The 24025-nt window shown below is 46.3% G+C and carries 17 protein-coding genes and 1 pseudogene; 6 read left to right on the top strand and 12 right to left on the bottom strand.

Going from position 1 to position 24025, the window contains the following annotated elements:
- Positions 1 to 156: 156 nt before the first annotated feature.
- Both NDI48_06115 and NDI48_06110 read right to left on the bottom strand, forming a co-directional pair.
- Positions 157 to 381, bottom strand: coding sequence for a hypothetical protein (locus tag NDI48_06115; protein ID MEP0830783.1), 225 nt, complete (start codon positions 379 to 381; stop codon positions 157 to 159).
- Positions 382 to 856: 475 nt separating this feature from the next.
- Positions 857 to 3334, bottom strand: coding sequence for an ATP-dependent Clp protease ATP-binding subunit (locus NDI48_06110; GenBank protein MEP0830782.1), 2478 nt, complete (start codon positions 3332 to 3334; stop codon positions 857 to 859).
- 359 nt (positions 3335 to 3693) lie between these two features.
- Here NDI48_06110 and NDI48_06105 point away from each other — a divergent pair, with 359 nt between their 5' ends.
- A complete protein-coding gene (locus NDI48_06105) occupies positions 3694 to 5661 on the top strand; it encodes an ABC transporter ATP-binding protein (protein MEP0830781.1) in 1968 nt (655 codons plus the stop codon).
- 13 nt (positions 5662 to 5674) lie between these two features.
- Here NDI48_06105 and NDI48_06100 read toward each other — a convergent pair whose 3' ends face one another.
- Together NDI48_06100 and NDI48_06095 are read right to left on the bottom strand one after the other, a co-directional pair.
- Complete coding sequence (locus tag NDI48_06100; protein MEP0830780.1) at positions 5675 to 6037, bottom strand: hypothetical protein; 363 nt, start codon at positions 6035 to 6037, stop codon at positions 5675 to 5677.
- A complete protein-coding gene (locus NDI48_06095) occupies positions 6034 to 6240 on the bottom strand; it encodes a hypothetical protein (protein ID MEP0830779.1) in 207 nt (68 codons plus the stop codon). The genes NDI48_06100 and NDI48_06095 overlap by 4 nt, the downstream gene beginning before the upstream one ends.
- Before the next feature lie 15 nt (positions 6241 to 6255).
- Between NDI48_06095 and NDI48_06090 the strand changes: the two genes are divergently transcribed.
- Together NDI48_06090 and NDI48_06085 are read left to right on the top strand one after the other, a co-directional pair.
- Positions 6256 to 6429 (top strand): hypothetical protein, encoded by a 174-nt coding sequence (locus NDI48_06090; GenBank protein MEP0830778.1) that lies wholly within the window; start codon positions 6256 to 6258, stop codon positions 6427 to 6429.
- Between the two features lie 146 nt (positions 6430 to 6575).
- A pseudogene (locus NDI48_06085) lies at positions 6576 to 6728 on the top strand (helix-turn-helix domain-containing protein).
- Here NDI48_06085 and NDI48_06080 read toward each other — a convergent pair.
- The gene (locus NDI48_06080; protein MEP0830777.1) at positions 6729 to 6878 is read right to left on the bottom strand and encodes a hypothetical protein; all 150 of its coding nucleotides are present in this window, start codon (positions 6876 to 6878) and stop codon (positions 6729 to 6731) included.
- A gap of 42 nt (positions 6879 to 6920) precedes the next feature.
- Between NDI48_06080 and NDI48_06075 the strand changes: the two genes are divergently transcribed.
- Together NDI48_06075 and NDI48_06070 are read left to right on the top strand one after the other, a co-directional pair.
- Positions 6921 to 7211, top strand: a complete 291-nt coding sequence (locus NDI48_06075) for a nucleotidyltransferase family protein (GenBank protein ID MEP0830776.1) — start codon at positions 6921 to 6923, stop codon at positions 7209 to 7211.
- Positions 7212 to 7254: 43 nt separating this feature from the next.
- Complete coding sequence (locus tag NDI48_06070) at positions 7255 to 7551, top strand: DUF86 domain-containing protein (GenBank protein MEP0830775.1); 297 nt, start codon at positions 7255 to 7257, stop codon at positions 7549 to 7551.
- A 128-nt stretch (positions 7552 to 7679) separates the two neighbouring features.
- Here the strand turns inward: NDI48_06070 and NDI48_06065 are convergent, their stop codons facing one another.
- The 7 genes from NDI48_06065 to NDI48_06035 all read right to left on the bottom strand — a co-directional run bounded on the left by NDI48_06065 (position 7680) and on the right by NDI48_06035 (position 16426).
- Positions 7680 to 9377, bottom strand: coding sequence for a DUF262 domain-containing HNH endonuclease family protein (locus tag NDI48_06065; GenBank protein ID MEP0830774.1), 1698 nt, complete (start codon positions 9375 to 9377; stop codon positions 7680 to 7682).
- 178 nt (positions 9378 to 9555) lie between these two features.
- The gene (ftsE, locus tag NDI48_06060; protein MEP0830773.1) at positions 9556 to 10299 is read right to left on the bottom strand and encodes a cell division ATP-binding protein FtsE; all 744 of its coding nucleotides are present in this window, start codon (positions 10297 to 10299) and stop codon (positions 9556 to 9558) included.
- 101 nt (positions 10300 to 10400) lie between these two features.
- Positions 10401 to 11135: a WecB/TagA/CpsF family glycosyltransferase gene (locus NDI48_06055; GenBank protein MEP0830772.1), complete on the bottom strand. Its 735-nt coding sequence runs from the start codon at positions 11133 to 11135 to the stop codon at positions 10401 to 10403.
- 714 nt (positions 11136 to 11849) lie between these two features.
- Positions 11850 to 12218 carry a hypothetical protein gene (locus tag NDI48_06050; protein MEP0830771.1) on the bottom strand — a complete coding sequence of 123 codons (369 nt, stop codon included), beginning with the start codon at positions 12216 to 12218 and terminating at the stop codon, positions 11850 to 11852.
- Between the two features lie 120 nt (positions 12219 to 12338).
- On the bottom strand, positions 12339 to 14873 hold the full coding sequence (locus tag NDI48_06045) for a CHAT domain-containing protein (GenBank protein MEP0830770.1): 2535 nt from the start codon (positions 14871 to 14873) through the stop codon (positions 12339 to 12341).
- A gap of 102 nt (positions 14874 to 14975) precedes the next feature.
- The gene (locus tag NDI48_06040; GenBank protein MEP0830769.1) at positions 14976 to 15302 is read right to left on the bottom strand and encodes a BlaI/MecI/CopY family transcriptional regulator; all 327 of its coding nucleotides are present in this window, start codon (positions 15300 to 15302) and stop codon (positions 14976 to 14978) included.
- A 356-nt stretch (positions 15303 to 15658) separates the two neighbouring features.
- The gene (locus NDI48_06035; GenBank protein ID MEP0830768.1) at positions 15659 to 16426 is read right to left on the bottom strand and encodes a MinD/ParA family protein; all 768 of its coding nucleotides are present in this window, start codon (positions 16424 to 16426) and stop codon (positions 15659 to 15661) included.
- A 283-nt stretch (positions 16427 to 16709) separates the two neighbouring features.
- On the opposite strand from NDI48_06035, the gene NDI48_06030 reads away from it, so the two are divergent.
- On the top strand, positions 16710 to 23861 hold the full coding sequence (locus NDI48_06030) for a CHAT domain-containing protein (GenBank protein MEP0830767.1): 7152 nt from the start codon (positions 16710 to 16712) through the stop codon (positions 23859 to 23861).
- Positions 23862 to 24025: the final 164 nt, after the last annotated feature.

Raw genomic sequence — 24025 nt, 5'->3', positions numbered from 1 at the left:
CAATACTTTGAGCAGAAATTCACGGTAAACAGAGAGCGAGAAAGATCAGCTTCAGGCAAGTTTTATCCAAAATTTGTAGGATGGATCTTGCCACCCTAGAGGAAAACAGCGATAGACTTCGTCCGTCTTCGCTGAGTCTTCAATCGACTAAAGTGGCTAAAAGAAACAACATTTAACGCAGTACCAAGAACCCGTATCATCCTTGCAATAGTAGCATCCGTTCCACCAGACGCAGGCATTGTAATACGATACCAAGCGCTGAGAATTGAGTAAGGTTGCTACTTCATCTCTTCTATCTGTTGAAGGATTACGGGCTTCCCGCTCTAGTGTTTTTTGGAGCTTCTCAGAAACACGCTCTAACTGATTCAGATGTGCGACCATCAAAACCTCTTATGCAATAACTTTTTTGACAAAATGCTTTCCCGACGAACCCAATAATTAAAAAAGAGCCGGAAAGGCCAATATAAAATTAATAGCTCAAAATATAAAGATTCACAAGTTATTTTCTTCAATCGTAATGTTTCTTTGGTCAATGAAATGTTTCTTTGGAATTCCTAACAAGTAAAGACCCCACCTGACCACAACTCATACCAATTTCATAAAATAGCGCTACAAATTGACCTCCTCACTAAAGCTCCGGCTAGCCCCCCTTATCAAGGGGGGAACAAGAAAAGTATCTGTAGCAACGATTTAGGAAATCGGTATCAGTCCTGTTTCTTATGGGGTGATATCCACTGAATCCATGTTCTGGGAAATAGTTGCGACCTCTGCGTAAAAAAACAATATCCGCTCCCGTCGTTGCCTACATTGAGAGCGGATATTCAATTCATAACGCAGCAGACCGATTGGATAAGTATTAACCAACGCCTTGGAGCAACAACTCTTGTGGCTGACTTTGTAATACTTTCACCTGACCATTCTCATCGACATCAATAACAGCCGTATCGCCCTCCTGCACCTGACCCGATAGCATCGCCTCAGCTAGGCTATCTTCCAACAGGCGCATAATGGCTCGACGTAACGGTCTGGCACCATAGCTAGGGTCGTAACCTTCACTCACCAAGCGGTCTTTGAAGCGTTCCGTGACTTCCAGCGCGATACCTTGCTCAAGCAGGCGTATGGAGATATCCCGCAGCATAAGGTCAGCGATTTGCTTCACCTCATCCCTGGTCAACTGACGGAAGACAATAATCTCATCCAGGCGATTGAGGAACTCAGGACGGAAGTAACCTTTCAGGTCTTCATTCACCTTATCCCGGATGCGGAGGTATCGAGACTCTGCTTCATTGCCGGAGGATTCAAAACCGAAGCTACTACCACCTTTTTCAATCACCTTCGACCCGACGTTAGAGGTCATGATAATCAAAGTGTTTTTAAAGTCCACCGTGCGACCTTGAGCATCGGTCAAGCGACCATCATCCAACAATTGCAACAACATGTTGAAGACATCCGGGTGAGCTTTTTCGATTTCGTCGAACAGCAACACCGTATAAGGCTTGCGTCGAACCGCTTCCGTGAGTTGACCGCCTTCGTCATACCCGACATATCCCGGAGGAGAACCAATCAGCTTGGAGACGGTGTGGGATTCCATGAATTCCGACATATCCAGCCGAATCATCGCTTCTTCTGAACCGAAGAAGTAAGCGGCTAGCGCTTTGGCGAGTTCAGTCTTGCCAACACCGGTGGGGCCAGAGAAGATAAAACTGGCGATCGGTCGATTGGGATTCTTTAATCCAACTCTGGCTCGGCGAATTGCACGGGAAACCGCCACAACAGCTTCCTCTTGACCCACTAGGCGCTGATGTAGGGTGTCTTCCAGGTGCAATAACAGCGCTGATTCCGATTCAGTGAGCTTGTTGACGGGTATGCCAGTCCAAGAGGCGACAATTTGGGCGATGTCTTCCTCTGTTACCGTAGGAATGATGACAGCGTCCTTTTGGTTTGCCATCAGCGCATGGAGTTGAGCTTCAATGTCTAACTCTTGATCGCGCATTTGTGAGGCTTTGTCAAAATTCTGAGCCTTAACCGCTTCTTCCTTTTTCTGGGTAATCCGATGCAGTTCCTGCTTCAGTTCTTTTGCCGCAGGAGATGGCCCAGAATGCATTAAATGGATACGGCTTCCCGCTTCATCAATCAGGTCAATCGCCTTATCCGGCAAGAAGCGGTCTTGGATATAGCGCTCAGAGAGTTTAGCCGCCGCTTCCAGCGCTTGATTAGAAATTTTAACCTTGTGGAACTGCTCGTAAGCTTCGCGCAGACCGTACAGAATCTCAATGGTGTCCTCGACGGACGGTTCTCCCACCATCACGGGTTGGAAACGGCGTTCTAAAGCCGCGTCCCGTTCAATGTGCTTACGATATTCGTCCAGAGTCGTTGCTCCTAAGCACTGCAATTCGCCTCGTGCGAGAGCGGGTTTGAGGAGATTCGCTGCATCCATCCCGCCTTCGGTTGACCCTGCACCAACCAAGGTGTGAATTTCGTCAATGACTAAGATAATATTCCCAGATTGACGCACTTCCTCCATAATTTGCTTGAGGCGTTCCTCAAAGTCTCCTCGATAGCGAGTGCCGGAGAGCAGCGAACCCATATCCAAGGTGAAAACTTGCTTATCTTCCAACAGGTCGGGGACATGATTATCCACAATACGTTGAGCCAGACCTTCTGCGATCGCAGTTTTGCCAACTCCCGGTTCCCCAATCAACACTGGGTTATTCTTGGTGCGACGACCGAGAATCTGAATCACCCGTTCAATTTCCTTCGCACGACCCACAACCGGGTCAAGCTTGCCTTCTAAGGCTAGCTGAGTCAAATTCCGGCCAAATTCTTCCAATTTCGCCTTCTTAGTTGGCGTTTCTCCAAACAACGAAGACCCTTGAGCTCTCGCTTTAGCAGCAGCAGCGACTTCTCCCATCGCTTTAATCACTGCCATACGAACATCACCTAACTCAACATCTAGGTTTTCAATCACTTTGGCAGCAACACCCTCTTCGTCCTGGGTGATGGCCAACAACAAATGTTCCGTACCGATATAGTTATGTCCGAGTTGACGAGCCTCTTTGAACGATTGATCGAAAATGCGCTTGGCTTTAGGGGTAAAGGGAAGCTCTGCCGGAACAGCTCGATACCCGCGACCAATTAGATTTTCGACCTCTGCCCGTGCCGATTCCAGGGTAATGCCAAAATTATTGAGTACGATAGCGGCTATACCTGTGCCTTCACCCAGCAACCCCAAGAGAATTTGCTCGGTTCCCACGAGGTTGTGTCCCAGGCGACGCGCTTCTTCCTGGGCGAGCATAATAGCTTTGATGGCTCTATCTGTGAAACGTTCAAACATGTGGGTTCACCTTACCGAGCGGTTTAACAAGTGGATGATCTGAAACTCACCCTTCTATAAAGTTTTATGTACTTCCTTCCCTTCAATGTATCTCTCTCAGGTTGACTCGCTCAGTGGGCAGAACCGTATTCTTTAGGAGTAGTTGCCGTCTAACTGGGGATAGTGGGAGATGGGGGGACGGGGATGAGGAAGAGTGGCACCAGAGCTAAGCGTGAGCATGGGAGATGGGCGACAAGGAAGGGCAAATTCTTTCCATTACCGATTAGCGATTACCCATGCCCCAAAAAAATGTCCAGATCAACCTCTTCTAAAGGGAACAGGTTGTTACAATCGCTTTTAATTCCCTGTTGTTGAATGCCATGACTGACAATGTTCTTGATGTCCGCAATTTGAAAGTAGAGTTTCACACCGATGAAAAGCGGGTCTTGGCGGTTGACGGAATTGACTTCAAACTGAAGCGAGGCCAAACACTGGGAATTGTCGGCGAATCAGGGTCTGGTAAATCGGTCACCTCCCTCGCTGTCATGGGTTTGGTGCCGAGTCCAGGCAAGATTACGGCGGGAGAAATTTATTTCCGTCCCTCGGATGATGGGGCAGATGCGGTGAATTTGCTGGCATTGAATGACGAGCGCAAGCGTCTCTACCGAGGTGGGAAAATTTCCATGATTTTTCAGGAACCGATGACTTCCCTCAACCCGGTTTATACCTGTGGATTTCAGCTTGTAGAAGCCATTCGACAACACCAAAATATTTCTGAGCCAGAAGCGCGGCGTCAGGCAATCGCTCGTCTTCAGGAGGTCAAGCTCATCCCTGGCGATGAAGAATTAAAGAAGCAGTATCTAGAAGAGTTGCTTCAGCAAAATCCTGGTCAACCCATACCAGGAGATAAGGAAATTTACCGACACATCAATCAGCAAAAACAGGCCATCCTAGAGCGCTATCCTCACGAGCTTTCTGGGGGTCAGTTGCAACGGGTGATGATTGCCATGGCAATTTCTTGTAACCCGGATGTGTTAATTGCTGATGAACCGACTACCGCGCTGGATGTGACCGTGCAGGCAACGATTCTCGATTTACTCAGGGAGTTGCGGGATAATCGGGGCATGTCGATACTGTTTATCACTCACGACTTGGGGGTGATTGCAGAAATTGCCGACTCTGTGGCGGTGATGTATCAAGGAAAAATTGTGGATAGAGGGGAGGTCTGGGAAATTTTCTCGAACCCGCAGCATCCTTATACCAAGGGTCTGTTAGCTTGTCGTCCTCGCCTAGAGCGGCGTATGCGATACTTACCTACCGTTTCTGATTTCATGGAGGTTGTGACGACGCCGAGTGGGGAACTGGAGATTCGAGAGAAACCGGTTGATGCTAAGCTCATCGCTGGGGAAGAGGACAGGGGGGATTCTGCCAGCAACCTCTCCGCGTCACAGCATCACTCTGTCTCTGTATCCTCTTCTTCCCAAGTTCCGCTGGTTGCTGTTCGTGACCTTCAGGTGGGCTTTCCAGTGCGGGGAATGTTTGGCAAAGCTAAACGCTACATTATGGCGGTGAATGGCATCTCATTTGAGGTTTATCCAGGGGAAACATTAGGGTTAGTCGGAGAATCGGGTTGCGGCAAATCCACTTTGGCTCGGACGTTACTGCGTTTAATTGAGCCGATAAGTGGTGAGATGGAGTTTGAAGGCCGAGATATTACCACTCTCAAAGGCAACCGCTTACGCCAATTGCGGCGAGAGATGCAAATTGTGTTCCAAAATCCCTTTAGCTCTCTTGACCCCCGGATGAAGATTGGGGAGACGGTGATGGAGCCATTGGTAATTCATGAGGCGGGAGGCAACAAAAAAACACGGCGCGATCGCGCGGCTTATCTGTTGCAGCGTGTGGGTTTAAATCCAGACTTGATGAATCGCTATCCTCACGAGTTTTCTGGAGGTCAACGGCAACGGGTGTGTATTGCTAGAGCACTGGCACTTAATCCTAAGTTTATTATCTGCGATGAATCGGTTTCTGCTTTGGATGTTTCGGTGCAGGCGCAAGTACTCAATCTCCTGAAAGAATTGCAGGGTGAGTTTGGTCTAACCTACATCTTTATTTCCCATGACTTGAGCGTGGTGAAATTCATGAGCGATCGCATCATGGTGATGAACCGAGGCAAAATTGAAGAGATTGGCGCTGCGGAGACAATTTACCGCGAACCAACGAAGGACTATACTCGTCAGTTGATTGCTTCGATTCCTACAGGTACCCTGGAACGGATTCAGCAACAGCAAGAAAAGCGGCAAGTTTCAGAGTTGTCGGGATTCAGAGATCCGTGGTCTTCTAATTAGTTAATGACTCCTGCTAAAAGGATGTGAGTTGCGATCGGCGTTGTGCCCAGAGTCGGCGCAGGTAATCCAATTCCTTGGGTGAATATCTGTCTTCAAAGTTTACTGATTCCTGTTGAATCCATAATCCTAGTTGCTTTAACTCTTCTAGGGTGCGACTGGTTTGAATCATGTGGGTAATGGTTCTCATCCATCGGTTCAGTGTACGGTAACTGACGAATTGACCGCCTTTGTCGCGGCGATGGACAAATAGAACATAAGCCCAGCTTTCGATCCGTACAATTGCAGAGACGGGAATTTTTAGCAAACAGGCGATATAGCGGAGGCTGAGGCGAAATCGCTGAGCGGGCTGAATCCGGCGAAATAAGATGGTCGTCATTTTGTCCCCTCACTGTCTTTGTCTGGAGTTTCGGGTGTGAGGTCAAAGATGATGGTGTGGGGGGCGGTGGGGAGTAGCTGGCGGAGAATTCTTAAATGAGCTTCTGCATCGCAGCGACGGCGAAAACGGGCAACAATAGTCTGTCGCATGTTGGGAAGGGGGCGAATGATGCACCAAGGAAATAGTTGAGTTTGGTAGGTCATGAGGCACTCCTGGCAATGACAAAGTTTGCCGATTGGGTAAATAGGCATGAGCGAATTGCGACAACTCTGGCGATGTACGCAGGTTCCGCAATAGGCAGATATGGCAACCTCACAGGCGATCGCAATGAGCGTTCCAATCGAAATCGCCTACAAGGTTGTGGTGAGATGGCAGTTTTTGTAAGACACTGAGATAGCAGCAGGCATCCAAAAGGATATCCAAGGAAGCACCTAACTAGCCTTGAGGTGGCTTTCCGGATTTCCTGTCTGTTTTTGTGTCTTTCTTATTATACATCGACTAGTCAAAGTCGCAAGTCAGAATATTAAGTTGGCTGATTGTGGTAAAAAAAAACAAATCTGGCTCAGAGGAGAATGAGTCCCCATTAAAGAGACTGCGAGAAGAAGCTGGACTTTCTCAACAAGAGCTAGCTACTAGGATTGGTGTAGCTGTAGCAACGATTAGTCGTTGGGAGAGAGGAGCTCCAGCTATGTTAACTGTGCCTCAAATGAAGGCGCTGTGTAGGGTCTTTGGCAAAAGTATTGAGGAGTTGCCTGATGAGTTTGGGCCACAGAAGCGATTGGTTGAGGGGGAGGGGTGAGGAGAGGAAGGTGCGATCGCTCACCTGTTCCATATTCCCCATCGAGTTATGTGAGAATTTAAGAGAAGGCTTTACAGGTACACCATGCAGCGAAATGAGGTACTGGCAATTCTGGCACAACATCAAGACTCACTAAAAAGCTTTGGTGTCAAATCACTAGCAATTTTTGGTTCAGTAGCACGGGATGAAGCTAGACCAGACAGCGATGTGGATATATTAGTCGAGTTCGAGGGATTAGTTACCTTTGACCGCTACATGGACTTGAAATTCTATCTAGAAGACCACTTGGGAACATCGGTAGACTTGGTGAGCAGGTGTACACTCAAGCCACAGATTCGACCTTCTGTAGAACAGGAGGCTATCCCTGTCACGTAGTATCCGCCTGTACCTGGAAGACATTATTGCTAGCAGTACCAAGGTGATACGCTACACCCAAGGCATGACTTTTGAGGATTTCTTGACGGATGAGCGCACCTTTGATGCCGTAATGCGGAACCTGCAAATCATTGGAGAAGCTGCCAAAAATGTACCCCCAGAAGTTCGCAGTCGCTACCCAGAGATTGAGTGGCGAAAAATCTCTGGACTACGTGATGTCCTGGCTCACGCCTACTTTAGCCTGGAAAACGAAACCCTCTGGGATATCGTGCAAAACAAAGTACCGCCCTTGCTCGTACAGGTGCAGCACATACTAGAGATGGACTTTGGCAATGAATAAGAAATCACGCTTCAACCGATTGGAGAAATAGTGATTGTATCGTACCAACTTCAGCTATACAGAAACGCGATCGCAACCAGGCAACCCTTTAGATTTTTCAAACTCTTAAGGCTGACAAAATCGATTCTCTATCGAGGCCAAACTTTAAGGGCAATGTCAGCTAAATACTCACCACGGCGTTGAATCTCCTCTGCGTTCCATGTCTCCACATTTTTAAAGTACTGATTGTCCAAGGTAAGGGCGCTAGTTCGCAGGTATGATAATTTATCACTAAAAGGATTGTTAGACATCTCAGAGTTATAGGGAGTGAGAGTTAAGTTACCTAATGTGTGAAGCCAACGCTTGTGTACTTCCTCTGCATTGGTTCCCAGGAGGGCTTTCCACTCCTTAGTCAATGTCTGAGGCATAATATGTTCGAGAGTGAGATTATCGGCTTTCACCTGAAACTTAGTTAGGGGTTTCTCCAGACTCTCTAAAAAAAGTTTGACTCTGCTGCCAGTCACGGGATTTTCAATAATGCTTTGGCGAAACCAGTTATCGTCAGGCCACACTTGAGCTTTGCTAGTGCTTGGCCAAGTACTTAGTTGCTCTCGCAATGCACTTATAAAATCACTAGAGTTATATTCTTTCAGTCGCTTCTTGACATCTTGATACAAGTTGTTAAAAATTTTGTCCATCCATCTAGTTGTCAAACCTGCAAACAAGCGACGTACAAAAAAAGACTCTACATAACGCAGAGCTTGCTCAAATTGATTTAAAGAGAGTTTATTTTCTGCATAATCTCTATAAAGATTTAGCAAAAATGGATGGCAATTACTGAAGTCTAAACCTTTCAAACGTTCAAACAAACGCCGTAAATTAGAGTGTGGCTCTTTATTAGGAAAACAAATACGTATGTAGTACGTAGAAAATTGAGAAAATTCTTTTAGATCGGCTAGAACTTCATCTGTTGATTTTTTATCGAGACGTGATTTTAGTGTTTGGTAAATATTGTTTTGGTTTACTGCAACTCCTTCCTTACGGAGGTAACACCAAAATGCTCTAGTGAGTTCTTTTAAGTATTTATCCTCACCTGCATTATCTTTGAACTGCTGTTGTAAGGGAAACCATATATCATCATAAACTTCGACCCTCTGTTCTTTGTTAGTGAGTCGCATAAAAAAGTAGTTACGAACCAAATCTGCTTGAGTTAATGGTGCTCCTCTATGATTTAAACTCTCGAAAATAATATAGGGATTGTCTCTGTCGTCCAACGTTATGCTGACTAATGTTAGCTTCTCCAAAACCACATTTTTAAATTTGGCTAGGTCGATAGGGGAGTTATCTTCCTCTATGTCACCATTTTTTAGTTGATTTCCAAAAAACTTAAAGGTTTCATATATTAGGCTTGTGCTTCCATTGATTTGCCCTTCAACAACTTTCTGATAGACTTCTTGGTCAGCCTGAGTAGGTAAAATTTTATAATGGGCATCACCTTTCTTATATCTATTAATTAAATACAGCTCTTGTAATTCTGCCGCCGATTCAGAATCCTGTTCTTTCAAGTGTTCTCGTAGCGCAGCCAGAAGCAAGGAAAGTGTGGTGAGGCGTTGCTGCCCATCAATAAGAAGAAATGGAGAAATGCCATCTGGTGTACCCGGTACTGCCTGAGTCACAATTGGTCCCAAGAAGTGGTTGTCTTCATTGTCGTGGTATATCTCCATGATGTCTTCCCAGAGAGCCTTCCATTCCTTCTTTGACCATGAGTAAGGTCTTTGAAAGAGCGGAATTTGGAACTGCTTACCGCCTTCCAGCAATTCACGGAGCTTGGTTTCCGATGCCTTCACGTTTAATAGCCTCTTGATCTTGCCTCTATCAACGTTAACTTAGTCAATAAGAAAGTTAAGAGGGCGTTCGTTCCAGTATCTGTTCACGTCCTGCCTATAGCTGCCCTTAATCGCATGACAGCAAGCTGACTTAAGCCAACTGATTGAGTTTGCCAGCTAAGCGAGCCACCTCATTGCCTTAAAAACTTCGATACAAACGCCCTTCTCGCAACTGCAAAACTGGCTGTTTTGACATCTGCACCAATTGCTCATCATGAGTAGTTACAATCACCGTCGCACCCATCCCATTCAGTTTCTTGAGAATATTTAATACCTGCCGAGAATTATCGGGATCGAGGTTACCCGTTGGTTCATCCGCCAGCAATACAGGAGGTGTCCCCACGATCGCACGTGCCAAACTCACGCGTTGTTGCTCTCCCCCTGAGAGTTCATCTGGAAAACAGTTCGCTTTGTGTTGCAAACCTACAACCTTCAAGGTTGGCGGTAAACGGCGCTGAATTTCCTTGCGGGTGTAGCCTTGTGCCCAGAGGACAAAGGCGATATTTTCTGACACAGTGCGTGTCGGAATCAGTTTATAGTCTTGAAACACAACACCGATGCGACGACGCAGCAACGATAAGCGATCGCCCCTTAACTTCCCCACATTCAAATCATCGACGATTACCTCCCCAGAATTAGGCTGTTCCGCACCATAAAGCAGCTTCAGCAATGTTGATTTCCCCGCACCCGAAGGGCCAGTAATCAATAAAAAGTCTCCTCGCTTCACCTCTAAACTGAGGTCAAACACTCCTAAGCTGCCATTAGGGTAAGTTTTTGTCACTCCTTGTAACTTCACCATTACAGGATTTGGGCTGGTTGTGGCGTTGGCAGCCACATTGTGCTGAGTTGGGCTATTACTGGGGTGACCCAAGACGGTCGTCATAGACAAGCGATCGCAAATGAAATAAATCGTGAATCCAATACCTTAATACAAAAAGTGGGCAGGTAACCCTACCCAACCCCATTTTTGGGCAAATATTTTGTTCAAGCCAAGCGTTGACCAATCGCTTTCAGGGCAAATTGGGGCAAAGCCATCATTCGCCGCCAACGCCAAGGTTCTTGATACAGCCGATACAACCATTCCAAGTGATTCTCACGCAACCAGACAGGCGCACGAGTTTTAATACCCGCCCAAATATCAAAACTACCCCCGACCCCAATCCAAGTCGCTTGAGGGCACAGGTGGCGATTTTGGGCAATCCACAACTCTTGGCGAGGAACACCCAAGCCAACCAAAATCAAACCAGGTTGCTGATCTTTGAGCGTTTGCTTGAATTTCTGCTCTTCTTCGGGTGACAGGTAACCGTGTTCAATTCCTGTGATCGTCAGTTCTGGAAGCTTGTCTTGCCAAATCTTCGCGCCCTTTTGAGCAACGCCAGGAGAACCCCCGTAGAAAACAACTGGGCAAGACTTGCCTAATTCCCCAGCCTGCCGCAGTACAGACTCAGCCAGTTCAATTCCCGGACAGCGTCGCCCTCGTTGACCCTGAAGCCATAAGTAAAGAATGACCCCAGAACCATCAGGAATCACCAGGTCTGCTTTTCGGATAATTCCAGCGAGAACATCATTGTGTTCTGCCTGTATTGCCATTTCTGCATTCAGGGTCACCACATGATTGCCAAGCCTCTGGTGTAGACGAGTCCCTAGCCAGTGGTCATAGTCATCTAACAGGTGAACAGGTAGACCCAGCACGGAAAATTGTTTGGGTGCCTCAACCATAGCCCAGTTCTTGAGTATCCTCACATCACACTTCTCACTAACAATATGAAGGCTATCCGATCCGGACACTTAAAGCTAGCCGATTTTTCAGATTGCTCCAACGTGACACTATAGGCTCTACTCTGCCCGTCGGAATGCTCTCTTCTCAATAGGGAACTAACGAGCGCGAGGCTCTCCTCGTCTGCGTTACACCCACGGCCTTGCTTCAATCCGGTTAATACAAAAGAAAATAGAGACGCGATTATAGCATTTCACGCGTCTCTATATATATCTCTATCTCTATTTCTATCTCTACTGGACAATGTTGAAACTCGAAAGGCTATCAAGTGTCAAACCGAGTTTGAGTTAGTTCGCTCGCTTCACAGAGCCATCTGCATACAGCTCTAAGGGCACTAACTGAACTTTACCGTTGACGTTGACTTTTGTGTAGACAATTCTTTGCAGAGGAGAATGGTTTTGGTTATAGCGCGTAGACATATTAGCCACCCCGTCGCATTCGAGAGTTTAGGAAAAAATTTAATGCAGGCAAGTATTCATTAAGTACTTAATTTCTTTATTCGCCTACTTCTGTGATAGCAAAGAAAATATTAAGAACAGGATAAGCTAAGCCGATGTATTATAAAGATTCCAACAAGATACTCATAATGTTCAAAAGCGACTTGACTTGAGCCGTCGTCACCCCCTTGAAAGCAATCCTCAGTTCCGTCTATGCCCTTATTTCCACACGGCTAGCCCATAAAAAGCCCAGATTCCAACTAAGTTAGCCGTCATGTCTGACAGAGTGCTGGTGCGAAGCGGCGAAAGTGCTTGCAAACTCTCATCCACAGCGGCAAAAACGCTAATGATAAGGGGTGCTAAGGGAAGGGCAAAAGGAAACAGCCAAATTGTAATCATCTGTCCCCCTAGCGCTTTATGACCCAAGTAAGAAGCACTGCCCAATAAGATAAAGTGTCCGATAGTGTCATAAAAGGGGATAGCTGAAACTTTGACAGGTAAAATCCCCCAATAAGCCAAACCGATGATGGTTAGCAAAACCAAGAAGTACAAACCAAAAGCTATAACCCAATTCCGGTTCAACTTCATTTTTCCTCTTTGTCCTCAGCTTCTTGCTCAGTGCCTAATTCACTACAAGCTAAAGATTGCCGATTCCGTATAGAAAACTGACGCGAACCCTAATAGCCTGGTTTTAAGGCATGACAACAATTATTTGGCTTCACCCATCAATGTAAATGCTGCCCATGCCCTAGAGTTAGGATATTTTTTCATCGTAGTTAGCATGGATTGGCGCAACGCTTGAGCTTTATCATCTGTCTGCTTTAGCTGCCGATAAAACTCAATCATTAAGTCCGTTGTTGAGGCATCCGATGCGGAACCAAAAGACATCACTATACTAGGAACACCCGCAGCAATTAGCGACATCGATAGACCCATTAAGCCATCACTTGTGAGTTTTCCAGCTCCTATGTTACCTGCACTGAGGACGACGAGTTCAGCCCGTAAAGGTGATTTTTTGTCTTTAGTTTGCTCGTACAAGTTAAGGATTTCAGCAGCGGTGAGTATACCGTTATCATTACCCGCTGGTGCTAGAGCAATTCCCCCCGGTACACCTTGACGCTTAATGTCATCCAGTAATCCGTAAGTTGCTAAATGTATCGTTCTTGAGTTTGGCAATTGTTCTAAGAAAGCGCTTTTGGTTGCTTGGTTACCAATCAGGGGTTGAGTTTTTAGGAATTGGGCAATTTCTAGGGATTCCTGTTCTCCTCTCAACAAGGGCGGTAAAGACTGCGATGATTCGCCTCCCCCTACTGTCATATTCGGCATCGTTGGATTACCAATTACCAGGACTTTATTTCCTGATACTTGTTTCCGCTGCTCTTTTGTTAAGGCTAGTATCTGAATCGCTGGAGAAGTTAAAATTGTATGTTTTTCAATCAGGGATTTGCCTGTAATATCGACTAATGCCGGGAAAGGAACGAAGAATAGTTCTTGGTGCGGAATAAAAATAACATGAGCTTTGGAGTCTTTGGGTAAAAGGTCTTCAATAGGTTTAATAAGTAGCTGATTGAGTTGCAACAAGAGTTGAGTCTGGGATGTCTTATCGGTTGGTTCTGCTGCGTTTGTGCTGCTTTTACTCTTGACACCGATCGCTTCCAGGCTATTGTTAACAACCTTTTGTAGTGAGGAAATAGGATAGACCGTTTTTTGCTCTTTAATATTAATGCGGCGGAATGCAATTTCTCCTGACGGCTGAATCACCCAAACAAATAGTTCTTGATCAGAAATAACCGAATACTCAACCAGTGTGGCCTTTTGTGCCTTAGCAATTTGTTTGATTTCTAGGAGTGTAGGTAGAGTAATTTGAGGAGGAGCCGCTTTTAAACCTGTTCCTACGGGTTCAGAAGATAACCGTAGATTAAGTAACTGAACAATTTCTTTAACTCGCCCCTGTTCCGCTATTTCCAAGGCGGCTTCGGGCTGATTTTGAGCGATGTGAACTTGTTGTAGTAAGCGATACGTTCTAGTCTGTTCAGCAGAATAATTATCGTTACTTCCGAGTGTGGAGCGTATGGCGTCCCAAACTTGAAGCGCATCCAGAAGTTTCGGCTGAGTTTCGGTGAGATTGTTGGCTTTGAGGGAAGCGAGTGCAAGATTGTTTAAAGCTGTGCCTTCTCCTAAACGATTATTTGTTTTTTTCGCTGCTTCCAATTGTTGTTGATATAACTCGATCGCCTTGGAAAATTGCCCTTGAGACTCGAAGGTGATCGCTAATTGGTTGAGGGCGATCGCTTCTTGAGCAGGATTACCCGATTTCCTGGCTATTTCCAACTGTTGCTGATACAATTCGAGCGCTTTTGGTTGTTGTCCCAGCGACTCGTAAGCCTTTGCTAACTGACTTAGAGCAATAGCTTGCAAAGCATTATTATTTGATTTCTGGGCGAACTCCAGTTGTTGCTGATACAACTCGATCGCTTTTTGGGATTGCCCCGACAACTCATAAGCCTGTGCTAGCTTTTGCAGAGATTCAGCGGCTAAGCTTGTATCGCCAGTTTCCCGTGCGATCGCGAGTTGTTGAAGATGAAACGCGATCGCTTCTTGGTATTGCCCTTGTGACTGGGAATCTAGAGCCAAATTGTTCAAAAAAGCGGCTTGCCGTCTGGGATTGCCAATCTCTCGCCGAATGACTTGCGCTTGCTGCTCAAACTTCTTTGCCCTCTCTTCTTGCCCTAAGTACAAATAAGCCTTGCTTAAACCGAGTAGCGCCTCAACCTCACCTGTGCGATCGCCAACTGCCTTTTTGAGTACCAAACTCTGATGATAAAACCCCGCAGCTTGTCCGTATTGCCCCATAGAAAAGTAGGTATCGCCCAAATTACCGAAACAACGAGCAATGCCTTGAGCATCACCCAAATTTTGATAAAGTTTGAGCGCCTTCTGCAATGACTCTAATGACGCTGCAAATTGACCCGTTTTATGTTGCCGAATCCCTAAATTCAGCAATAAATCTGCATGATAATTTTGGGCATCTGGGGTTTGTGCCAAAACCGAGGATGTAGAGAAAGAAGCACAAATCCATAGCGGTGTTAGGGAGGTTAAAAAAGCCATCATTAAGGGCACAAATCCCCTGGTTTTTGCCCAACTTCGTTTGTAACGATGCTTGCACACAGACACTTGGCTAAGACAGACTGTCTTTTGTAGCCAAATCAACGGATAGACAGATGGCAAAATTTTCTTCGCCACAACCCAAACCCCTCCACAGTGATGGGTGTACTAGGCAAATTATCACTATATTTCCTGAGATATGGGCGACTTAACCCATATTTTTGCTATCGATTGATACCTCTAATCTAGAGCTTGCCAAAGGTTTTTAGAAGCCCGACTCTTCTGTTTAGGCGCAAGGCAAGGACGGTAGTGTCGTTCTCCTTCTACCTCCAATTCTTGCACAAAGCCTTGCTCTTTTAGGGCATTCAGTGTTGTGGAAATACTTTCCTCTTCGTGTTCCATATAAGCGGCTACTTCAGCCAGACTCACTTCTTTTTTTCGCACGATCCAAGTGACGATTTTCTGTTCAACATCAGGTAACGTCAGAACATCAGTCATGCTCAGACCGGAGTTAGTTTCATTCTCTCCGTCTCCGGTTTCTGAGGGATTAAATGGCTTCTCGCTCATAAGATTCTTTCCTTATAAGTTGCAAAATGGCAATTAGTACTCTCCCGCATATGTCTGACAATTAAACAGCAAATGTATCCTATTTTTTGGGGATTTAATGCTTGTTCTATGTCCAGTGATCTTGGCGATGTGTACTAAATTCAATGAAAAATTAGGCAGCCACTGGCTACCCGTTTTATACCCTTCCATTCACTGATATCTTGTACCCTTCCTAAGAGACTGGATTAATGTAAGGTAGGCCGTGTCTAAACTCTGAAACAATCCAGCCATAGCATGGGTAGGTATGGCTCACTCTACGGCGACTAACCAGGAGACAAGATATCAGGCTAACAGATATGTGCTGATTTTAGTGCTATTCAGTTAGATTGCATAATTTGCTTAGCAACTTTTTGCATCTCCTGGCTAATCGGGTGGTTGGGGTAGCGTAGGCAAAAGAGATCGCTGCTGGCGAGTTGCACCATCTCTTCGGAAAGGGGCAAGATTCCCGCCACTGGAGCATTGTAAATTTTCTCTACCTGTTGTCGTAAGGCATCAAAATCTAAGGCTGGTAACGCCTTATTAATCAGGAGTAACATTTTAGGGACTTGCAGCTTACGGGCTACTTCGACAGTGACAGCAGTGCCTTGAAAGTCTTGATTATCGGGACGCAAAATCAGAACCAGTATATCGGAAATCGTGAGAGAGAGTAAGGTTTCTTCATTTAAACCGGGATGGGTATCAATAAACAAATAATCCAATTCAAGCTCATCAATTAGGTCTTGGAAACCATCATTTAACATGCCAAAATCAAAGCCTTCCCGCAGGATTCGGGTAATATCACGAGCTTTGATACTAGAGGGAATCAGATAAATTTTGTTACGTTGACTGGCTTTTTCTTTTAAAACCGAACTAACGTCATAGGCTGTTTCTTCGATCGCACAGTTGCCCCACAAGTAATCGTTGAGGGTGTATTTTATTTTCTCGTCATTGAAACCAAAAAGAACATGAATCCCTGGGGATTGGATATCCGTGTCAACAATACCTACTCGCTTTCCCGAACGGGCAACAAGCGCAGCGAGATTTGCTGTTGAGTTTGATTTGCCAGTTCCTCCCCGAAACGAGTGAATCGATACAATTTTGGACACAGTACACTTCCTTAAGCTGTATTACAGGCTCTCTTCCAGCTTGGTCTACTCTAAATCAAGACGATAATCCTGTGTTCATTCCGTTAAGGCAATCTATAGAATCCACCTTAACCCTCATGGGAGTATGGCTTGATTCGCCAAAAGTCTAGTTCTCAAAGCCCCTGCCAGGATGTACTGTACCAACGTCGCTTCATCCTGTAAGGATAGCTACAGAATGTTTATCGGTGTGCTCTACTCCTTTTCCTTGGCTCAGTCCTCTTGAGTTTTAGCTGGAACATTAATTATGCTAGTGCCGATTTCCCTCGTTATCACTGTTTACAACCGGGAGCGTTATCTAGGCGCTGCGATTGAAAGTGTTCTGGCACAAACTCGTGGCGACTTGGAGTTAGTGGTTTGGGATGATGGTTCTACAGATCGTTCTGTAGAGATTGCTCAAAACTACGCGAGGCAAGATGCGCGGGTAACAGTGGTAGCGGCGCAACATCAAGGACGAGGACGTGCGCTAAAGGATGCGATCGCACACACAACAGGCACTTACATTGGCTTCGTAGACAGTGACGATATCCTAGCACCGACAGCACTGGAAGAGACAGCCGCCGTACTTGAGGCTCATTCAGCCACGGGTTTAGTTTATACCGACTATTTGGTGATGAACGAACGCGGTGAAGTCACCGATTACGGAAATCGCTGCCGCTTGCCCTATTCCCCAGCCGGACTGCTGCGAAAATTCATGACTTTCCACTTTCGGCTAATTCGCCGCACGGTATTCGAGCAAGTGGGAGGTATTAATGAATCGTTTTACGTCAGCGAGGATTATGAATTATGCCTGCGACTCTCAGAAGTAACGCAGGTACAACGGGTGAGTAAGCCACTCTACTACTACCGCGTTCACCGAGAGAGCATCTCCCAGCAGCAAAAAGCCGAGCAAAATCGCTTTGCACTCGTTGCCATCAAGCAGGCACGCCAGCGCCGCCAACATGCCGACAACTTTCCGGTAACATTGCTCAATGGTGCTGAGTTCTCCACCCAACCCAGTCAGAACTTACACATAGCCCCCCTTGTTCAGACAGGGCTGATTCATTCTCTCCAAACCCGCCAGGGAATCAATTCCACAGCGAGTAGCCAAAGTCGGTTTCAACCGACTGCAAGAGATCGGGCGATTTTAGTCCATTTCAATGGACTTGAGCTATTAGCCCGGAGTTTAAACTCCGGGCGGGTTTCGGGAATGGGTAAACGCTTCATCCAATCCCTAGCGAAGAACCTTAGTCATGCACTAGCTGCACTTCCCCTACTAGGAGCAATCAGTGTCACACCGGCTTTAGCACAAATTCTTCCTGCGGCTGATGGCACGAATACCCTGGTGAACACGACGGGTAATCAATTGGACATAACTGGAGGACAAACCTCTTCTAATGGAGGCAACCTCTTCCATAGTTTTTCCCAATTTGACGTTGATACGGGACAAACTGCTAATTTCCAGTCAAATCCGACTATTCAGAATATCTTGGGTCGGGTGGTGAGTGGGAATGCCTCTAATATTAATGGACTCATCCAAGTCAGTGGTAGCCAAGCCAATCTGTATCTGATGAATCCAGCAGGAATTATCTTTGGCTCCAATGCCAGCTTGAATGTTCCGGCATCTTTTGTTGCTACAACAGCCACGAGTATTGGGATTGGTGATGGCTGGTTTAATGCGGCGGGTACCAATGATTACACCCAGTTAAACGATACGCCTAATGCCTTTGCTTTCACCACATCTCAACCGGGCAGCATTGTTAACTCCGGCAACTTAGCGGTAGGTGCAGGAAAAGATCTGATGCTCTTGGGTGGCACGGTTGTGAGTACGGGGCAAGTTAATGCTCCATCAGGGCAAATCAGGATGGCAGCCGTACCAGGAACTAGTCTGGTTCGCCTGAGCCAAGCAGGGTCTGTATTAAGTTTAGAGGTTCTACCTCCTGCATCGGGGAGCAATTCACCCACTCCGTGGACATTGCCTGTTTTATCCCTGCCCCAACTCCTGACGGGTGGGGGTGGGGGTAATGCTACGGGACTCTCTGTGAACGCCAATGGACAGGCAGTGCTCACAGGTTCTGACATCATCATCGAAAATGGCGATGTCGTAGCTAAGAATGTCACAGCTCAAGAGGCGACACTGACAGCTAACAACAACTTGACGTTAGTTGATTCTAGGCTAACCACGACGGGAGACTTGAATTTGCTGGCACAGGATACGGTGCGGGTGCGGGACAGTGTGACAAGTCCTGTTATTGTCCAAGCTGGGGGGAAGCTGTTAGTTCAAGGGAATCAAAACATTGATATTTTTGCTTTGAATAATCCGGCGAGTGGGTTGTTCTCTGGCGGAGATATGGTGCTACGCTCCACGAATACTGTAGGAGGTGATGCTCATTACTTCTCTGGCGGCAATTTTTGGATTGAAACATTGGATGGGAGTTTAGGAAATCTGTTTAGTCCTTATGATCCAGTGATTCGCGCCAGTGGTGATGTTAATTTCGCCAGTTACACAGGAGCCTCACTGCACATTTTTGCAGGAGGTAGTGTGACGATTACAGGTAACGTCACGATTACAGGTGTTGATGCTGTATACGGACTTGCTGAAAACGTTACCTTATCCGATGGAACAGTGCTTGCCATTAATGGCGCAACTCAACCTACCCTCGATATTCGAGCAGGAACTACTGCGTTTGGTACTCCTGGCATTATCGGCGGTGGTGGTTTTACTCCGGGAGTTCCTGGGACTGGAGGTACTCCAACAAGTGCAAATATTTCGATCGGCAATATTACTAATAACGGAGGAGTCGTCTTTCTAACAAATCAGTACAATCCTAACACCTCATTACCCGGTGGCTCAATTTCAACTGGGCAAATTAATGCGGCTGGTAGCTCAGTTACACTTGATGCCCGAAACACCATTACCCCTGGCAATATCACTACCACAAACAACAACATCCGCTTGAACGGGTCGGTACTTCTCCCTGCTGCTACAACTTTTACTAATGGTTCTACTACAGGCGACATCATTATTAATGGCACCGTTGATAGCGCTGCAACAGGTACAGGCCGCTTAGTCCTAGCCGCAGGAGGGGGCAATATTACATTGGATAATGCTGTAGGTAGTGTCAATCCGCTATTTGGCTTACAGATTGACAGTGCCAACAATGTGAATTTCAATGGCTCCGTTAATGTTGGTAATAATGATAGTGGAGGAGTGAGGGGAGCAGTGGATGTCAATCATACCGGAGTGCTAACAACGGCTGGAAACATTAGAGCCTACGGAGCGTTTCGGCAAACGGGTACGGGTGCAGTTTCTGTGGGGGGCGACATCATTACTGGTGGTGATAACGACAGCAGACTAATTAGCTTTCAAGGTCCAGTCACCTTAACTAACAATGCAACATTCTCTTCAGGAGTTTCGTTTGGAATCTTCTTTAATTCCACCTTGGATATAGGCAGCAACACACTGACTTTAAAGACAAACAGAAGTATTGGTTTTGAAGGGGGAAACAATTCGGTAAGGGGTACAGGTTCCCTTGTGCTTGCGCCTGCAACACCCAATCGAAATATCGAGATTGCTGGCTCTGGCCAAGCGGATGCTTTGCGACTTACAGCGGTAACCCTTGCTGCCTTGCAAAATGGTTTTAGCTCCATCGTTATTGGAGGAGCTGACAGCAGTGGTACTATCACTGTAGTCAATCCAGTCACGTTTAACGACCCAGTCATCATTCAAGCACCAGTGGGAACTGGTTCAATCACTGCAACAGGAGCAATTTTTGGCTTAGATAATGCCTCGATTACCTTAAGGGCGAACAATAACATTACAACAGGCAACATTACCGCTAATCCAGGAATTAGCATTATTAGTAACAGTGGGGTTATTGATACCAGTGCAGGTATTTTAAATACCAGTTCTCCTTTTGGCAATGGCGGTAATATCGATCTCAGCGCTCCTATCAGCATTACCACAGGAGACATCAACTCTAGAGGCTTGTCTGGAACTGGCAATATTAGCCTCACCAGCAATGAGATTAACTTTGCACAAGGCGCTTTCGTCCAGGGGAATGGAACGCTATCACTACAACCCTTCACACCCAGTCAAGCGATCGCAATTGGAGGGGCTACAGATAGCGGTGTTGGAACCTTAGATTTGCTTGCAACGGATCTCGCTGCAATCGGAGGTGGCTTCACTTCTCTCACAATTGGACGGAGTAATGGCAGTGGTGATATTACACTGAACCCAGTTACTTTCGATAACCCAACCATCATTCAAACTTCAACTGGGGCAGGTTCAATCACAACAACTCCAGGCGATATCAGAACCAATGGAAACAACCTCACCCTAATTAGCAATCAAATCAACACCAGCGCCACCACAATCGACACTGGCGACGACTACTACGGTGGAGGAGACATCAATATTACTGCTCCTGGTGGCATTACTCTCGGTAATCTGACCGCTATGGGAAGCTCTTACTACGGCTACAGCCCTAATCCTAACGGTGGTGACATTACTCTGTCTGGCCCAGTAACCCTCGCTAACAATAATACAAGCATTACTACTGGTATATCTGATGGCTTAGGTGCAGGGAACATCAATTTTTCCAGTACGATTAACGGTACAACTCCCGGTGTTCAATCTCTGAATTTGACGGTAGGAACGGGTACAGTCACCTTAGGCGATGCGGTAGGAGGAATTAATCCCTTAGGGAACTTGAACGTTACGGGTGGTAATGGCTCCCAAGTATTTGTCGGCAGTGATATAACAATCGCTAACAACAATCTCACCTTCGACCAACCTGTTAAAGTAACAGGTAATGCCACATTTAATGCTGGAACTGGCACGATTGGCTTTAACTCCAGTTTGGCAACAGGGAGCAATGCACTGACACTCACCGCAGATGAGATTAACTTTGCCGGGGGTGCTAATTCTGTAACAGGTGCTAGTAACCTTGTCCTTCAACCCTTTACACCTAGTCAAAATATTGCGATCGCAGGTGCTACCGATAGCGGTACGGGAACCTTAGACATCACGACAGCAGACATCGCTGCTTTGCAAAATGGCTTTAACTCCATCACCATTGGAGGCGCTAACAGCAGTGGTGCCATCAATATCCTCAATCCAGTTACCTTCTTTGACCCAGTAACCATTCAAGCACCTCAAGGAGCAGGCACCATCAACGCCACAGGTGCAATTACCGGATTAGATAATGCCTCAATTACCCTAAAAGCAAATCAAAACATCACCACGAGTAACATTACCGCTAATCCTGGAATTACCATCATCAGTAGCAATGGCACGATTGACACCAGTGCAGGCATTCTAGACTCTAGTTCTACTACAGCTAATGGAGGAGTCATCTCACTTTCAGCCCTAGATAACATCACCACCAATAACCTCACTTCTCATTCGGATACTGGTGCTGGTGGCGATATTACCCTCAACAGCCAAACAGGGATTATTAATAGCGCTAACCTGGATGCTTCAGGCAACACACGCGGTGGAAATATCACCGTCATTGCTCAGCAGCAAATTACGGCTGGACAGCTCAACTCCAGTGCCGTTACAGGAGATGGCGGCAATGTCTTGCTCGATCCGATTGGAGATATCCAAGTTGACTCGATTAATGCACAAGGCGGTACATCTGGCAAGGGGGGAACAGTTGACATTACTACCAATCAGTTTTTCCGGGCTGTGGGGATTTTTAGCGATCGCAATGGCATAAACGCCAGCATTTCCACTGCCGGAGGAACAGGAAGTGGCGATATCATCATCCGGCACGACGGGGGAGCAAGAGACATTCCCTTTAATGTGGGCGATGCAACAATCAACGGCACGGCGGGTGCCATCACAACAGGTTCAGCCAATTCGATTTTGCCCTTGCAATCCTTTCCTGGTGCATACACCCAAGGCAACATTCAAATCATTACTCAGAACCCACCACCATCCCCCCAGCCGCCAACGCTGCTACCAGCAACACCCTCACCCTCACCCAAACCAGACACCAATCGAGTCCCAAAAGACATTCAGGGAGAAAATATTGCTCCTCAAGGGATAAATACGATTAGTGCATCAGCGATCGTTTTACTCAATACAACATCCATTGTGCGGGAAGATATTGACCAGGCCATCAGTGACGGACAAGTCGAAAAAGCGATCGCACTGGTTGAGCAACTGAGAATGCAAGAGTTTCAGAATCACTTTGAGGGCAATCTTACGAGTGATACCGGTGAGTCAGGCTCGGTGGAACAAACTCAGGCTGTCCTCAGTGATATTGCCACCAATACGGGTAAAACACCAGCCGTTATTTATGTGTTTACCCAACCCGATCAATTACAACTAATCTTGGTCACTCCTAAAGATAAACCGCTGCTCAAAACTGTCTACCAAGCGAATAAAGATACCCTGCTCAAAACAGCAGCAAAATTCCGCTCTCAAGTCACTGAACCTAGAAGCAAAACAGGCTACCAACAAACAGCAAAACAACTCTATCAATGGCTAGTTGAACCCTTGGAAGCTGAACTCAAAGCCAAAAAGATTGATACATTGGTATTTTCGATGGATGGGGGACTCCGGTCAATCCCAATGGCGGCGTTATACGATGGGAAACAGTTTTTAGTAGAAAAATACAGTATCGGCTTAATTCCCAGTATCAATCTCACCGATACCCGTTATGGAGATGTGAAAACAACTGAAGTTTTGGCGATGGGGGCATCGAGATTTACGGAGCAAGACCCTTTACCTGCGGTGCCAATCGAGTTATCTACCCTAGTTGGAAAACAAAACTTGGCAGCAGAAAACCGGGAATTACTACCTGCAAACCAATCCTCCTCTCAAGGCTTGTGGACGGGAAAATCATTCCTCAACCAAGGGTTCACGCTGGCTAATTTAAAGGCACAACGTGATCAAACGCCATTTGGAGTGATTCACCTGGCAACGCACGGAGAATTTAATTTGGGTGCTCCCAGAAATTCATATATTCAATTGTCGGATAGCAAGTTGCGCTTAGATCAACTGCGACAGATGGGATGGAATAATCCGCCCGTTGAGTTATTAGTTTTAAGTGCTTGTCGTACAGCATTAGGAAATGAAGATGCTGAATTCGGTTTTGGTGGGTTAGCGGTGGCGGCGGGTGTGAAGTCAGCCATCGCCAGTCTTTGGTACGTCAGTGATGAGGGAACGTTGGGGCTAATCACGGAATTTTATCAACAGTTGAAGACGGCACCGATTAAAGCAGAAGCATTGCGACAGGCACAAATTGCCATGATTAAAGGGCAAGTGCGGATAGAAGAAGGGCAACTCCGAGGCATTGGGCAGGGTGAATCCATTCCTCTCCCGCCAGAATTAGCAGAAATCGATAATAAGGAATTTTCACATCCTTATTACTGGTCTGCTTTTACGATGATTGGTAGTCCTTGGTGATATAGCAAAAGGCAAAAGGCAGAAGGCAAACCGGAGCTTTAGTGAGGACAGAAGGCAGAAGGGTTATTACTGCTATGTGGTCGTTTAGGCTGTTAAAGAAAGTCCTAACCTTTATGGCTACAGCAATAACATCACATCACCTTTTTGAGGGACGCCAATAAAGA

This window comes from Microcoleus sp. AS-A8 (genome assembly GCA_039962225.1).
Lineage (GTDB): Bacteria > Cyanobacteriota > Cyanobacteriia > Cyanobacteriales > Coleofasciculaceae > Allocoleopsis.
This window is presented reverse-complemented; position numbering and strand designations above follow the sequence as displayed.

Excerpts from the sequence above, each read along its gene's own strand:
- NDI48_06105 (MEP0830781.1), top strand. The coding sequence starts at position 3,694 with ATGACTGACAATGTTCTTGATGTCCGCAATTTGAAAGTAGAGTTTCAC.
- NDI48_06050 (MEP0830771.1), bottom strand. The coding sequence starts at position 12,218 with ATGAAGTTGAACCGGAATTGGGTTATAGCTTTTGGTTTGTACTTCTTG.
- NDI48_06040 (MEP0830769.1), bottom strand. The coding sequence starts at position 15,302 with ATGAGCGAGAAGCCATTTAATCCCTCAGAAACCGGAGACGGAGAGAAT.
- NDI48_06100 (MEP0830780.1), bottom strand. The coding sequence starts at position 6,037 with ATGACGACCATCTTATTTCGCCGGATTCAGCCCGCTCAGCGATTTCGC.
- NDI48_06110 (MEP0830782.1), bottom strand. The coding sequence starts at position 3,334 with ATGTTTGAACGTTTCACAGATAGAGCCATCAAAGCTATTATGCTCGCC.
- ftsE (MEP0830773.1), bottom strand. The coding sequence starts at position 10,299 with ATGACGACCGTCTTGGGTCACCCCAGTAATAGCCCAACTCAGCACAAT.
- NDI48_06080 (MEP0830777.1), bottom strand. The coding sequence starts at position 6,878 with ATGGGGAATATGGAACAGGTGAGCGATCGCACCTTCCTCTCCTCACCC.
- NDI48_06095 (MEP0830779.1), bottom strand. The coding sequence starts at position 6,240 with ATGACCTACCAAACTCAACTATTTCCTTGGTGCATCATTCGCCCCCTT.
- NDI48_06075 (MEP0830776.1), top strand. The coding sequence starts at position 6,921 with ATGCAGCGAAATGAGGTACTGGCAATTCTGGCACAACATCAAGACTCA.
- NDI48_06055 (MEP0830772.1), bottom strand. The coding sequence starts at position 11,135 with ATGGTTGAGGCACCCAAACAATTTTCCGTGCTGGGTCTACCTGTTCAC.
- NDI48_06090 (MEP0830778.1), top strand. The coding sequence starts at position 6,256 with ATGACAAAGTTTGCCGATTGGGTAAATAGGCATGAGCGAATTGCGACA.
- NDI48_06030 (MEP0830767.1), top strand. The coding sequence starts at position 16,710 with ATGCTAGTGCCGATTTCCCTCGTTATCACTGTTTACAACCGGGAGCGT.
- NDI48_06115 (MEP0830783.1), bottom strand. The coding sequence starts at position 381 with ATGGTCGCACATCTGAATCAGTTAGAGCGTGTTTCTGAGAAGCTCCAA.